This window comes from Alteromonas sp. AWJ4_197 (assembly GCF_056160285.1).
This window is the reverse complement of record NZ_JBSWWW010000006.1, coordinates 282,157-295,828: the sequence shown is the minus strand read 5'-3', so window position 1 is coordinate 295,828 and position 13,672 is coordinate 282,157. Positions and strand designations below refer to the sequence as shown.

Annotated in this window: 13 protein-coding genes; 8 read left to right on the top strand and 5 right to left on the bottom strand. The window is 49.3% G+C overall.

Annotation, left to right across the window (positions count from 1 at the left end):
* Nucleotides 1-4 precede the first annotated feature (4 nt).
* Complete coding sequence (locus tag ACXAGC_RS15130; RefSeq protein WP_474845121.1) at nt 5-1,198, bottom strand: methyltransferase; 1,194 nt, start codon at nt 1,196-1,198, stop codon at nt 5-7.
* A 43-nt stretch (nt 1,199-1,241) separates the two neighbouring features.
* On the opposite strand from ACXAGC_RS15130, the gene ACXAGC_RS15125 reads away from it, so the two are divergent.
* The 4 genes from ACXAGC_RS15125 (at nt 1,242) to ACXAGC_RS15110 (ending at nt 5,065) form a co-directional block, all read left to right on the top strand.
* Nucleotides 1,242-1,895 carry an alpha-ketoglutarate-dependent dioxygenase AlkB family protein gene (locus ACXAGC_RS15125; RefSeq protein WP_474845119.1) on the top strand — a complete coding sequence of 218 codons (654 nt, stop codon included), beginning with the start codon at nt 1,242-1,244 and terminating at the stop codon, nt 1,893-1,895.
* Nucleotides 1,883-2,203 carry a BolA family protein gene (locus ACXAGC_RS15120; protein WP_474845117.1) on the top strand — a complete coding sequence of 107 codons (321 nt, stop codon included), beginning with the start codon at nt 1,883-1,885 and terminating at the stop codon, nt 2,201-2,203. The genes ACXAGC_RS15125 and ACXAGC_RS15120 overlap by 13 nt, the downstream gene beginning before the upstream one ends.
* 257 nt (nt 2,204-2,460) lie before the next feature.
* On the top strand, nt 2,461-3,417 hold the full coding sequence (locus ACXAGC_RS15115; RefSeq protein WP_474845115.1) for a TIM barrel protein: 957 nt from the start codon (nt 2,461-2,463) through the stop codon (nt 3,415-3,417).
* A gap of 28 nt (nt 3,418-3,445) precedes the next feature.
* Entirely contained in the window at nt 3,446-5,065 is a 1,620-nt protein-coding gene (locus ACXAGC_RS15110) for a carboxylesterase/lipase family protein (protein WP_474845114.1), read from the top strand.
* Nucleotides 5,066-5,166: 101 nt separating this feature from the next.
* On the opposite strand, the gene ACXAGC_RS15105 is transcribed toward ACXAGC_RS15110, so the two are convergent.
* Nucleotides 5,167-6,099, bottom strand: a complete 933-nt coding sequence (locus tag ACXAGC_RS15105; protein ID WP_474845112.1) for an AEC family transporter — start codon at nt 6,097-6,099, stop codon at nt 5,167-5,169.
* 208 nt (nt 6,100-6,307) lie between these two features.
* Between ACXAGC_RS15105 and ACXAGC_RS15100 the strand changes: the two genes are divergently transcribed.
* Entirely contained in the window at nt 6,308-6,928 is a 621-nt protein-coding gene (locus ACXAGC_RS15100) for a phosphatase PAP2 family protein (RefSeq protein ID WP_474845360.1), read from the top strand.
* A 1-nt stretch (nt 6,929) separates the two neighbouring features.
* On the opposite strand, the gene ACXAGC_RS15095 is transcribed toward ACXAGC_RS15100, so the two are convergent.
* Nucleotides 6,930-8,258 (bottom strand): nitrate- and nitrite sensing domain-containing protein, encoded by a 1,329-nt coding sequence (locus tag ACXAGC_RS15095; protein WP_474845110.1) that lies wholly within the window; start codon nt 8,256-8,258, stop codon nt 6,930-6,932.
* Nucleotides 8,259-8,699: 441 nt separating this feature from the next.
* Here ACXAGC_RS15095 and ACXAGC_RS15090 point away from each other — a divergent pair, with 441 nt between their 5' ends.
* The 3 genes from ACXAGC_RS15090 (at nt 8,700) to cynS (ending at nt 11,834) form a co-directional block, all read left to right on the top strand.
* The gene (locus tag ACXAGC_RS15090; RefSeq protein WP_119500049.1) at nt 8,700-9,557 is read left to right on the top strand and encodes a formate/nitrite transporter family protein; all 858 of its coding nucleotides are present in this window, start codon (nt 8,700-8,702) and stop codon (nt 9,555-9,557) included.
* Between the two features lie 90 nt (nt 9,558-9,647).
* A complete protein-coding gene (locus ACXAGC_RS15085) occupies nt 9,648-11,369 on the top strand; it encodes a bifunctional protein-serine/threonine kinase/phosphatase (RefSeq protein WP_474845107.1) in 1,722 nt (573 codons plus the stop codon).
* Nucleotides 11,370-11,384: 15 nt separating this feature from the next.
* Nucleotides 11,385-11,834 (top strand): cyanase, encoded by a 450-nt coding sequence (gene cynS / locus ACXAGC_RS15080; RefSeq protein WP_474845105.1) that lies wholly within the window; start codon nt 11,385-11,387, stop codon nt 11,832-11,834.
* Nucleotides 11,835-11,918: 84 nt separating this feature from the next.
* On the opposite strand, the gene ACXAGC_RS15075 is transcribed toward cynS, so the two are convergent.
* Both ACXAGC_RS15075 and ACXAGC_RS15070 read right to left on the bottom strand, forming a co-directional pair.
* Entirely contained in the window at nt 11,919-12,188 is a 270-nt protein-coding gene (locus ACXAGC_RS15075; RefSeq protein ID WP_474845103.1) for a hypothetical protein, read from the bottom strand.
* Nucleotides 12,189-12,286: 98 nt separating this feature from the next.
* Nucleotides 12,287-13,480 (bottom strand): JmjC domain-containing protein, encoded by a 1,194-nt coding sequence (locus ACXAGC_RS15070; protein WP_474845101.1) that lies wholly within the window; start codon nt 13,478-13,480, stop codon nt 12,287-12,289.
* Nucleotides 13,481-13,672: the final 192 nt, after the last annotated feature.

Sequence of the window (13,672 nt, the reverse complement as noted above, 5' to 3'; positions counted from 1 at the left end):
CCCTTTAGCGTTTTGCACAACTTAAAATAACAAACTTCTGATGGCTGGCAACTTGCGTTACGCCACCAAACAAGCGCTTTAATTTAACATGGTAATCGAGATGGCGGTTACCCACCACCACCAGATGTCCACCTCTGGCCAGACTGGCTTTGGAATCTGAAAACATTTGCCAGGCAATGTGGTCGGTTATCGCGTTCTGCTGATGAAAGGGCGGGTTGCAGAACACTTTACTGAATCCGCCCTCCACAGCCTGTTTCAAAGCGTCAAGGCAGTTCGATGGCACAAATTCACATTGCGCCAGTTGTTCAGGAAAGTTCTCTGCCACGTTTTGTCTGGCTGAGGCCAGCGCCATGAATGACTCATCAACAAAGGTGATCCGCGCCTGTGGTGCCAGTGCCAGCGCGTTCAGACCTAAAATGCCGTTGCCGCAACCAAGATCAATAACCCGTTCGTTGTTGGTCACGTTCATATGATCAATCATGAACCTTGCCCCGATGTCTAAAGAGCGTCCGGAGAATACATTGGCATGGTTGGAAAGTGTCAGCGTTACGCCGTTCTGGCTTTTCGCTGTCCAGCGCACCGGATAAGGAGACTGTACGGGCTTTTTCAATATCGCTTCATCCGGCTTTGCAAAAATAAGGCGGGATTTTTTCTTTGCCAGTGAAGTGGTGGTGTGACCGGTGTATTTCTCAAACAGTTCCAGCACATTTTTCGTGATGGCCTTCACTTTCGCACCGGCCACAACACGTGTTTCAGGCGTGATGACCTTTTGCAGCATAATTAACTGATGTTCCAGCAACGCCAGAGTACGGGGTATTTTTATAATCACCGTTTGCGGGTTTTCCGGCAACGGAGCAAGGCAATCTGCAGCTTTCAATGGCGAGGCTACCAGTCCGTTGTCATCCAGTGTGGCGGCAATATTGTTACCTTCCAGGTTGTCAGCCAGCGAGCGGTGAGCAATCCATGAATCTGAAATCCAGCATGGATTATCAGTGGCATACCAGCAGCCCAGGGTGCCGAAGTCATCATTAAATATGATACATTTGCCGGGGCCTTCAGGGGCTTCTGTGGCAAGATAATCGATGATCAACTCATCGGCGCTGTCCCAGGCCTGTAAACTGACATGCTGATGTTTTGCCGGGTGGCGTATTAAGTTCAGTTCGCGGTCGCGAAATACAAAGGCTGTGTTGTCGCTCATGCTGTGTTGTCGCTCATGATAACGTTAATCGGGTTCCGGATTTATGCAATTTTCACTGTTCGATGATGGCTGTAACGCCGGCGCTGCGCCTCAGAAACTGGCGTTACCCGGCGCGGATGTTACTTACATACCGGGCTGGATAGGACCGGATGATGCTGACGCGTTGTACGCATCGCTGGCCTCATCGTTAAACTGGTCGCAGGATACCATTAAACTGTTTGGTAAGCCGGTTAAAATTCCGCGTCTGCAAGCCTGGTATGGGGATGCTGTCAGCGAGTATTCCTACTCCGGCCTGACGATGGTACCGCGCCCCTGGACCGCTGATCTGCTGGCGTTGAAAACCCGTTGCGAAAACACCGCCGGTTGCAGGTTTAACAGCGTGCTGGCGAACTGGTACCGGCACGGGCAGGACAGCATGGGCATGCATGCCGATGATGAAAGGGAGCTGGGCGAGCAGCCGGTTATTGCATCTGTGACTCTCGGTGAAGCGAGGCCCTTTCTGTTTCGTCACCGCAGTGGTGCTCCGTCAGTGAAGATCAGTCTTGAGCATGGCTCACTGCTAATCATGCAGGGTGACACTCAGCGCAACTATCTGCACGGCATCAACAAGACGACCCGGCACGTTGATGGTAGAATTAATCTAACTTTCCGATTTATCTATCCCGCTGTGCCGGAGCAGAACCCATGCAAAATGTAAAACAGTTTATCGAACAGCAACTTAATGATGCTCTCACACCTGTGTATCTTGAAGTGCTGGATGAAAGTCATATGCACAATGTGCCCGACGGTGCCCAGAGTCACTTCAAGGTAACAGTGGTGTCGGAAGTGTTTGTTGACGTACGTCGGGTGCCCCGTCACCAGAAGGTGAACGGGTTGCTGGCCGAAGCTTTACAGGGACCGGTACATGCACTGGCTTTGCACACGTATACCCCTGAAGAATGGGAAGCCAGAGGCGGCAGTGTAACCCCGTCACCGGATTGCCTGGGTGGCAGTAAGTTGGGATAATTTTCCATAATTTTTAAAGAGAAAAAGAGCACGCCGGTCGTGCTCTTTTTTGTTTTTTGACCCGCCGGGAAGAGGAGGGATTTCAAACCGGCGTCCGGTTCTGTCACTTGTCTAAAATTGTTAAACAATAGTTGTAAAATGATATCGATGTCATTAATGTAAAGGTTCTAAAGTGGGTGTAACAAATAATTAACTTCTTGCAGGCTCAACGGGACCAACATGTTGAGCCTGTTTCTTACCGGAGAGAGGAAACAATAATGACTTCGTCACTTACCCGTCGACATTTTCTTAAAGCCGGTCTGGGCGTAGCCGGTGTGCTGGCAGCGCCGGGACTGATGGCCAACGCGATGACCGGAGGCTGTAATGCAGCTTCTGGCAGACCTTACGGCGTTCAGATGTACATGCTGCGAGACATGTTTGCAAAAGATCCCGCCGGTACAATTAAAAAACTGGCTGCAGCCGGTTTCAAGCAGCTTGAAATGTTCGGTGTAGGTGGCTCAGTGAATGCAGAAGGCGCGCCGCTGTTCGGTTTAAGCATCGATGATATGGCAGATCTCATGGCAGAATATAAGCTGACAGTGCCGTCTGTACATATTAATTCCGACCTGGAAGACATTGAATATATTAAGGAACTGGGCAGCAAACTGAATATCGATTACTTCATCGAGCCCATGGCCGGCGAGTTCCTGAATTTCAAAGATGGTAAAGTAAACCTGAACACCCCTTCTTCTGTTGACGAAGTTAAAGCTATTGCTGCACGACTGAACAAGCGTGGTCAGACAATGGAAGAGCTTGGCTTTAAGTTCGCATATCACAACCATAACTTTGAGTTCGATAAAGTGGACGGACAGGTGATTTTCGACATCATGATGGAGAACACCGACCCGGAGCTGGTTAAAATTGAGCTGGATTTGGGTTGGGTGGCTGCAGCCGGTCATGATCCTGTTGCCATGCTGAATAAATACAAAGGCCGTGTTATCGGCTGTCATATGAAGGATTACGACGGCTCGGTTCCGCTGAGTGACGATCCGCGTATGATCATTCCTGAGATGTCACGCATCTCAACCCCGGGGGACGGCAAATCAGACTTTGCCGCCATCGTTAAACATCTGAACGAAAATGACGTGAAGTACCGCTACGTAGAAGTGGATGTAACAGATACGCCGTTTGAAGATGCTGTGCGCGGACTCTGTCATCTGAGTGCGTTAGGTTAACCGTGGATCAGAATAAGGAACGTTTGTTATGAAAAAACGGCTGTTTGCTTTGTCTGCTGTTGCAGCAGTAATGTTAAGTGCCTGTGGTGAGAAAGTGGCTGAAACTCCTGCGCCGGTAGCTGAAGATGCATCACCGCAGGTAACGGTTAAAAATGGTACGCTGCAGGGCGTTAAAGATGATGATATCCGCGTTTTTAAAGGGATCCCTTACGCAAAACCTCCGGTAGGTGAAAATCGCTGGCGTTCTCCTCAGCCCGTTGCAGACTGGAACGGTGTGAAAGAAGTGCTGGATTACGGTAACGACTGTATGCAAAAGCCGTTTCCAAGTGACGCTGCACCGCTAGGGAAAGAGCCTGCGGAAGATTGTTTGTACGTTAACGTATGGACACCGCTGGAAGATGATATCAAGCGTCCTGTGGTTGTGTGGATCCATGGTGGTGGCTACGTGAATGGTGGTGCATCGCCTGCTACCTATGACGGCAGCGAGTTTGCCCGTGCCGGTGTGATTTTTGTCAGCTTTAACTACCGCCTTGGCCGGTTTGGTTTTTTCGCACATCCGGCGCTTTCAGCCGCTGAAGAAGGTCCGTTAGGCAACTACGGTTTTGAAGATCAGATAGCCGCCATGCAATGGGTGAAAGATAACGTGGAAGCTTTCGGTGGCGATAAGAATAATGTCACCATCATGGGCGAATCTGCCGGCGGCGGTTCTGTACACAATCTTATGCAGACACCGGGTGCACGGGGTACCTTCCAGCGGGCGATTATTATGTCCGGTGGTGGCCGTTCATTAACCGGCGAACGCAGCTTAACGGAAGAAGTAAACGGTCAGCCCTCTGCGGAGCAGATTGGCGTTAATTTCGCTGAAAAGAATGGCATTTCCGGTAATGGCGCAGAAGCGCTGGCTGCTTTGCGGGCATTGCCGGCAGATAAAGTAGTAGATGGCCTGAATCTGATGGCACTGTTCCAGCCTCCCGGCGGTGTACCGACGTATGTTGGCGGCCCTATTGCTGATGGTGACATTGTACAGGGCAGCACCCAGTCATTGCTTGAGCAGGGTAAAGTCGCGAAAGTGCCGGTAATGGTGGGTACGACCAGTCAGGATATCGGATTCAACATGTTCCCGGATAAAGAGGCATTGTTCGCCTCATTCGGTGAGTACGCGCAGGCAGCGAAAGATGCCTATGACCTTGAAGGAACCGGTGAATTACAGGATATCGGAGCGGAAGTGGCTCAGGACCGTATGATGCAGGAGCCTGCAAGGTTTGTTGCTGAGCGTATGACGGATCTGGACGAAAATGTGTATATGTACCGGTATGGTTACGTGGCAGAAAGTGTCCGTAACGGGAAGGGCGCCCCCCATGCCAGTGAGATCCCGTTTTTCTTTAAAACGGCTGACGTGAAGTATCCGGATGCCACTGAGCAGGATCTGAATGCCTCTGAACTGGTTTTCGACTACGTGGTGAGCTTTATCGAAAATGGTGATCCGAATGTGTCCCGGTTGCCGGAATGGAAGCCTTATGACAATGAAGCGCATAACATCATGACGTTCACCATGGACGCTACAGCGGTGCATGGTGAAGACCCCTGGACAGAGCGTCTGGATGTGGTTCAGCGTTCAACCGAAGCTGCTCAGGCAGCCATGCGTTAAGCGTGTTTTTCGGCAGTATTTAAACGTAAAAGAGCGCATAAATATGCGCTCTTTTTTGTTTTCATTATCTGTTCATTACGCAGGGGCTTTATTTCAGGCCACTATACCAGGTTCAGAGCAGTCAATGTTCCGAATGCCAGTGCTGTTACCGGTAATGAAACCAGTGTGGATACAGCAATAATACTGGCAGCCAGCCGGTGGTCTCCGCCCATATTTCTTACCATTACATAGCTGGCAGCGGCTGTCGGGGCAATCGACAGGAGCAGCACTATCCCCAGGCTCATTCCGGTAAATCCGGCAAGATACGCCAGCCCTACCATCAGCGCGGGATAAAGAATGCACTTGCTTACTGTACTCAACGTAATATTAAACCAGTCGGCGGAGAATGAGCGGAACTGCAGCGAAGCACCGGTACAAATGAGCGCAAGAGGTAAAGTTAACTGGGAAACATATTCACCGGTTTTAAGAATGGCGTCAGGCAGCGTCCATGAGTAATAGGAAAAGGGCAGCGCCACGACAATGGAAATGATCAGCGGATTTTTAGTGATACCCTTGATTTGTTTGCTCACAGAGCGGTGGCCGGTCTGATAAAAGTTAAGCACAATCACAGACAAAATATTAAATAAAATTGTGACACAGCCCAGGTATACAGATGCGGCAGCCAGCCCTTCGGGCCCGTACGTATTGGCGCAGTAAGCCAGGCCGATAATACCCATATTGGCTCTGAAACCACCCTGAACCACAACACCTCTTGCCTGATAAGGCGTCACCGTCATCCTTGCCGTAAGCACCAGCAGAGCACACATGATGAGTGTGCCGGCAATACCCACCCCAATCAGTGGAAAGTTTGCGGCATGGGCAAAGTCGGCCTGACTGATAGATAAAAACAGCAATGCAGGTAATGTGACGTTGAAAACCAGTTTAGAACCGGCTTCAACAAAACTCTCGTTCAGCCATTTTATGCGGAAAAATAACCAGCCCATCAGCAATAAAATCAGCACGGGTAATAGGGTTTCAGTGATAAAGGAAAACATGGGTAGTCAATACAGGAGATGATGGCGGCCATTATACCAAGATTTTCGATACTTGAAGGCGCTGTAACAGCAAAATCTGTTGTATTCAGCGTATTGATTCTTCCGGTAAAGCGATCCAAAGCTGCGCTCAAAAGGAATAAAGACTATCTGTCAGTGACCCTTCGTTTCTATGCAATCCGATCACATCAGGCCATCCGTGTTGCGACTCATGGCTTTTGCCGGACTTTCCGGTTTACTTCTGCTCGCTGCATGGGCACATCTTGACCCAGTGCCCGCCATCGATAAAAGCATTATGTTGATGTTCCGCCGTGCCGGAGACCCGGGGCAGCCAGCAGGGCCGTTATGGCTTGCGGTACATTTCCGTGACATGACCACCCTGGGCAGTAACTGGTTTTTAATTGTGATCACCGGCCTGGCAGCTCTGGTGTTACATAAAAAGGGGCAGACCCGTCACGCTGTTTTTCTGATAACAACAGTACTGTCCGGTATGGTTGTCAGTTTTGCACTAAAATATGGTTTTCACCGGCCACGGCCAGATCTGGTTCCTCATATTACGAAGGTATACACCAGCAGTTTTCCTTCAGGCCATGCCATGATGTCATGTTTAACGTATCTTTGTCTTGCGTTCACCGGTGCATCAGTAAGTGGCAACCCGTCGTTGACCCGCTGGTTTTCCGGTATTGCCATGTTAATTATTTTGCTGGTCGGCATGAGCCGTGTGTTTCTGGGGGTTCACTGGCCCACTGACATTCTGGCAGGCTGGTGCGCGGCTGTCCTCTGGCTGTCACTGGCTTTAATGACGGCGGCACACGTACGGCGAACTGGATGAATCATTTACTGCCTGATGTGGCTTTTACCACACGTTCCGCCACATCAATCAGGCGACAATTCTGATCCATCGCTGTTTTTTGCAGGCGTCGGTAAGCCTGATCTTCGGTTAGTTGCCATTGCTGCATAATAAGCAGTTTGGCACGGTCGATACATTTTTGATCGGTAATCGCCTGGCGGGCTTCCTCCAACGCTACTGACATGTTTTTGATGTGTTCAGTCTGATCGCATAACAAGTCGTAAAAAGACCGGTGTGCGGATAAATTTTCCGCATTGGAAATGGTATCCGGACCGGACATTTCTGAACCCCGTAAGCCCGGCATTTGCGGATCAAACAGCATTGTCAGTGGTGTGCCCGTTGGATTAGGTTGTTGTTCCAGCGTTTTTACCCGTTGATGATGATTTTTCAGCTCGGCATCTGCACGACTGACCAGCTCTGAAGCCAGTGAAATGAGTTTGGCGGTCAGAGCTTCGTCAATGGATTGCATGGCATCAATGCGGGTGGTGGCAATGTCATACCATACTTCACTGATTTGTCCGTCAATGGGACTGCCATCAGCCAGTTGTTTTATCATTGTTCGCAGGCGGGTAAGGTCGGCCTGGGCATCGCTCTGACAGATGACTTCCCATTGCTGCAGCGTTTGCGGATCCGCAAAAGCCGTAAAAATGTCAAAGCTGTGTTGCTGATCCTGCTGCAGTTGATCAAGGCGGTCGCACAATGACTTATTAAAATGGGTTTCAGCAAAGCCAATAGCACCCCAGGCCCGCTCTTGTCCGGCCAGTTCTTTACCCTGTAAAAAATTGAACAGCGCCACCAGAAGCCGGGTGATATCCGGATCGCTCGCTACGTCAGCGGCCTCAAAGATAACCGAGAGTAAACCCGTTACCAGCCGGCAGTATGCCTGTGTTGACTCAAGGGATGTCAGTGCCTGTTCAGCTACCTGATCCCGCAGGGAAGAAAGGTTATCCAGCCCTTGTAGCGCCATGGTGATGCTCACCAGTAAGCGCATGTTAGCGGCACTTTCATCACCTGAGAGATATAGAGATTTTAGCTGGCTGCGTAAGGTTTGTTCGGCAAAATTACTGTCTGCAATCTGATCTTCCCGTTGCTGACCAAACCGTTCCCCTTTCGACGCAAGATATACGTTACTGATACCGCGCTCCCGCTGGAGTTGATGGATCATGTCTTTCACTGAGGTCACCAGTTTGCAGTTGGATGCCAGTTGATTAAGTGCGTGAATTTCGGCGTGCTTTGCCGCCAGTAGGAACCGTTTTGTCGCTTCGCTGAATACTGCCATGGTGGTGCTGGTGTCTTTCTGTGGTGGTCGCAATCGACGTTGCCTGTTTATAAGATTTAGCAAAGCCTGTTCCACCATTTTAACCTGTTGATAATTAGGGATTAGTTTCCTCTGGCTAACTTGTTAATACGCAATCCGTTTGGCTTTGACGGAATTTTCCCCGTTTCACAGGAAATTGCGGATCTTCATTGTGCGCGGATGAACTTTTTTGGTGCAATAAATAAATGAATGCTCGGCAAGTCACACGTGAATATTCATAACTGTCAGAAAAATAATGACAATTTAAATCTGGCCTTTTCCTTGCTGTTTAAAATTGCAACACGGGGTTTTGCATACAACACAATGTAAACTTGGATAACGGCGTCCAATACCACACTGGAAACAGTGCATGGTTGGGCGTTTTTTTGTGCCCGCATTTTGTTGTGTGCAACACATGTCAGCGACTAAACAACACACAACAAAAAGGTATACACAATGGCTTACTTACTTCCGAATGAATTTGTAACCAAGATGGTGGATGCGGGTGAATCCAAAATTTACATGTCTACCCGTGATACATTAATCCGCGGTTATATGGCCGGCGCAATCCTTGCTCTGGCAGCGGTTTTTGCAATTACGATTGCTGTACAAACCGGCGTATTTTTAATTGGTGCGGTGCTGTTTCCTGTTGGCTTCTGTATGCTTTATCTGATGGGATTCGATCTGTTAACCGGTGTTTTTGTACTGACACCACTGGCCTGGCTGGCGAAACGGCCCGGCGTCACATGGTCTCAAATTCTCCGTAACTGGGGGCTGGTATTCTGCGGTAATTTTGCCGGTGCACTGACAGTGGCGTTCATGATGTCATTTATCTTTACCATGGGTTACAACACTGATGGTGGTGCTATTGCAACAAAAGTAGCCGGTATCGGTGAAGCCCGTACCCTGGGTTATGCTCAGTACGGTATGGAAGGCTGGCTGACCATTTTCATCCGTGGCATGTTATGTAACTGGATGGTATCACTGGGTGTAGTAGGTGCCATGATCTCAACCCACGTGAGCGGTAAAATCTTTGCCATGTGGATGCCAATCATGTTGTTCTTCTTCATGGGCTTTGAACACTCTGTGGTAAATATGTTCCTGTTCCCGTTCGGCCTGATCATGGGCGGTGATTTCTCTGTAATGGATTATTTCTTCTGGAATGAAATCCCGACGGCTCTGGGTAACCTGGTCGGTGGTCTGGCGTTTACAGGTTTAACGCTGTACAGCACGCACTTCCGTACTGCTCCCAAGCGTAAGCTGGCTGCGCAATCTGCACCGGTAGCAACAGATTCAAAACCTGCTGCAGTTTAATGAAGATTTGCCGGATATTCTCCGGCACACAGGGCTTGCCGGGCAATGTCCGGCAGGCTCAATTCAAACCTCTCACTGAGCTGCTTCAATATGCTTAGTTTATCCATCGGTCAATATTCCAGTGCAGGAGAAAAGCCGCTGAACCAGGACAGTTATGGTTTCAGGCTTCCCGAAGGTGAATTGCTCACATTTAAAGGCGCTGCGGTGGCACTGGCAGACGGCATCAGTACCAGTTCAGTGAGTCACATTGCCAGTCAGGTATGTGTTAAACACTTTCTCGAAGATTATTTTTGTACCTCAGATACCTGGACGGTCCCCCGTGCGGCTACGCAAGTTATTACAGCAATAAACCGCTGGTTACTCGGCCAGAGTCGCAACAGTCCCTATGCCGGCGAACCGGACAAAGGTTACGTTTGCACATTCAGTGCACTGATTTTTAAACACCAGCGTGTACATATATTTCATCTGGGGGACGCCAGAGTGTACCGGCTGCGGGGCAGGGTGCTGGAGCAACTTACCCGCGACCACCGTCAGATGATAAATGGTGAAAAGCACTATTTGTCCAATGCCATGGGCATTAATGAATCATTGCAACTGGATAAAGACAGCCGCTCTCTGAAAGAGCAGGACTGCTTTCTTCTGCTCACCGACGGTGTGTATGAGTTTATCGATGAGGCCAGCCTCTGCAGTGTAGTGACTGAATATGAGCATGATCCGGATGAGGCAGCGAAGAGGCTGGTGGAAATGGCCTTTGCCAGAGGCAGTAACGATAACCTGACAGCTCAGATAGTCAGGGTAAATACCCTGCCAGCAGCCCATACCAGTGCCGCCGGGTCTGAAGAGGAAGAATTACCCATTCCCGGTGTCCTGCAAAGCGGGGATTTTCTCGATCAGTTTAAAATTGTTCGCAACATCTATCACAGTGCCCGCAGCCACGTTTACCTGGCTCAGAACACAGCAGATGGCAGCCAGGTGGTGCTGAAAGTGCCTTCTGTGGAAATGGCACATGAACTGGCACATCTTGAAGCATTCAGGATGGAAGAGTGGATAGCAAGGCGAATTCACAGCCAGCATGTGGTGAGCGCCCCCGATCAGCAGGCTGCCAAAACAGCATTGTATACCGTGACAGATTTTGTGCCGGGACAAACACTGGCCCAGTGGCTGAATGATAACCCGCAGCCGGATCTGGAAACTGTCCGCATGATCATTGAGCAGGTCGCCAGGGGATTGATGGCATTGCATCGCAAAGATGTTCTCCACCGTGATATCAGACCTGAAAATATCATGATTGATATCAACCATCACATCACACTGGTGGATTTAGGTGGGGCTTCTGTTGCCGGTATCAATGAATTTACCGGTGATAATGATGATATTCCCGGTACAGCTATTTATGCAGCACCGGAGTATTTTCTTGGTCAGGGTGGCAGTGAACAGTCTGAGCAGTTTTCGCTGGCGGTGCTGACCTACTATTTGCTTAGTGGCCGCTTCCCCTATGGCACGCAGGTTGCCAAATGCAGAAGCGTGACATCACAGCATAAATTGAAATATGAAAGCGTGTTAGATCCGAACCGGAGCATTCCCTTCTGGCTTGATCACACGCTAAGAAAAGCACTGCATCCCAATCCGTTCAAGCGCTATGACGCACTTTCAGAGTTTGTGTATGCCCTGAGACATCCGGATGCAAAATTTCTCAGCAGCGAGAGGCCGCCCCTACTGGAGCGCAATCCCGTTGCTTTCTGGCAGGGAGTCAGCGGTTTACTCCTTTGTCTTATTCTCGTTCTCTTACTGGAACGATTTTCACTTATCTAACCCGTGGAGCCCACTATGATTACTGACAGACAGCAAGTCACCGCAATGATTATGAGCGCAAAAGTCACTAAAGGCATTAAATGGTCGCAGGCCGCAGAAGTGATCGGCGAGTCGAAAGAATGGAGTACTGCAGCATGCCTGGGCCAGATGGCAATGACCAAAGCGCAGGCTGAAGCCACCGGTGAATTATTCGGGTTATCAGAAGAAGCCGTCGCCTGGTTACAGATTGCACCTTATAAAGGCTCTCTGCCAACGGCTGTTCCTACTGATCCGTTAATTTACCGCTGGTACGAACTGGTGAATGTGTACGGCACCACACTGAAAGAGCTTATTCACGAAGAGTTTGGCGACGGTATTATGAGTGCCATTGATTTTGAAATGGACTTAACCCGTGAACCTGATCCTAAAGGCGACCGTGTGAAAGTGGTGATGTCCGGTAAATTCCTGCCGTATAAAACTTACTGACCGTAGTCGTAACTTAAGGCGAGACGGCATCATGAAACTCGATGGTGCCGCGTCATGCCTTTAAAAGGATATTTTGAAATTAAATTATTTACGTACCACGTAAAGAAACCAGCCTACGAATACTGAAATCAGAATTGCGAAAAAACCAAGCAGGGGCAAAATCGAGAATACCCAGCGGCGAACTTCATCAGGCTCTGCTTCCACGCCGAGTGGCAGGTACATTAACCCCACAGATGTAACGATGAAAATGGAAAGTGCTGAGGTAAGCGTGGCGCGCCAGAATGGCCTTGGCATGAACCAGTTCACGATAAAGGCGACAACAATGGCTACACCTGCCAGAAGATATGCAATCAAGGGAGCTCCGTATTAGCTTAGCAAAAACGCACAGTTTGACAGGTCACCCGCCAAATGCAATTGCTGAACTCCGCTTTTGCACGGTAAATCATGGATGATTATTGGCGGGCTGGCGAAGGTTCAAGAAAGCCGCAGGCAAGCAAACGCTGTGTCAGGGCGACACGTACATCATCACCTATCTCACCCGGAATATCAGCAACCCTGAACGCAGACGTTGTTATCATGAATTGCAATTGTGCTTTTACGCCAGGGTGAATCAGTATTTGTTCGCCGGGAACAGATAAATCAAGAATATTGTCTGTCTCTACTAACTCGGCCATGGCAAGGGGACTGCGCTGAACATAAGTATTTACGGAGACAGGATGCCGCGCAGTCGCTGACGGCGTCAATTTTGGCATATCCTGAATCAGTCGTGCCCGCTGGCGTTTAAGTGACTCCATAATAAACTGATCGTGTTGTGCAGCACTCAATAAGCTTTGCAGATGCTCCTTTACCTGCTGAGAAACCTGCTCCAGTGCATTATGTGACGCAAGGCAGTCCGCTCTCGGGCCTATATCTTTCCGCAACGGCAAACTAACTTCAGTTAAATGGTCCAAAACAGCATTAACTGTATCCCTGACGGTGACCGGGACAAAGCCAATGGATAAGTGGATTGACTCTGAAGTCGACTGCACAGTATGGACGGTGCCCCGTGGCAGATAGATAAGATCGCCTGCCTTCACATCGACTGTTTGATAATGGGGCATTTGAGGAGGGAGTGAACCCGCCTTTTTCCATCGCGTAGGAAAGGAAGGCGGTGCGTCGGAAATAAACCAGCGTTTTGTGCCTTCCAACTGTATAACAATAACATCCACCTCATCGTGATGCACCGGAGCCTGTGCGCCCTGATGACTCCAGAATACGACGACACTGACCGGTGATTGAATGAGCTTTTCAAGTGACCGGGTAAAATTCGTAAGGTCAGGTGACAGTCCGGTGACATCGGGTATGCGGACTGTGTAGTCACGCTTAAAGTGATCAGAAATCAGCTGATAAAAAGCTTGTTCGTTTTCAACTTCCGTTGCCGCAGGAGGGGGCAGCTTGGGGGCATGAGAGTGACAGGTTACCGCAGGAGCATACCTGCGATGTCCCTGAAGTAATTTTTCCCTTGGAGATGTACCGCCAATCGCTGCTCTGAAAGGATTGTTGTCTTTAATTATTAGTGGCCTTTTACCCACATAGGAATTGAAGAAATCGTCGTAACTGACCGGGTTCAGGACCCTTTGCAGCGCTTCCCTGGCGTCTGAAAGCATTGGTTTTCCTCCAAAAATTCTCATACTACATTAAGAATGGTTGGATAAATGTAACCTTTTGTAAAGAAATTTGAACAGTGAAACACTTAGTGAATTCAGCTTGAGTTATTTTCCCGTACCAGCCTCATTGTGTTTTACTGTGTTCTGGTGAGACTATCCACCAGAATGAACGGTCACAGCAAAGGCACAATT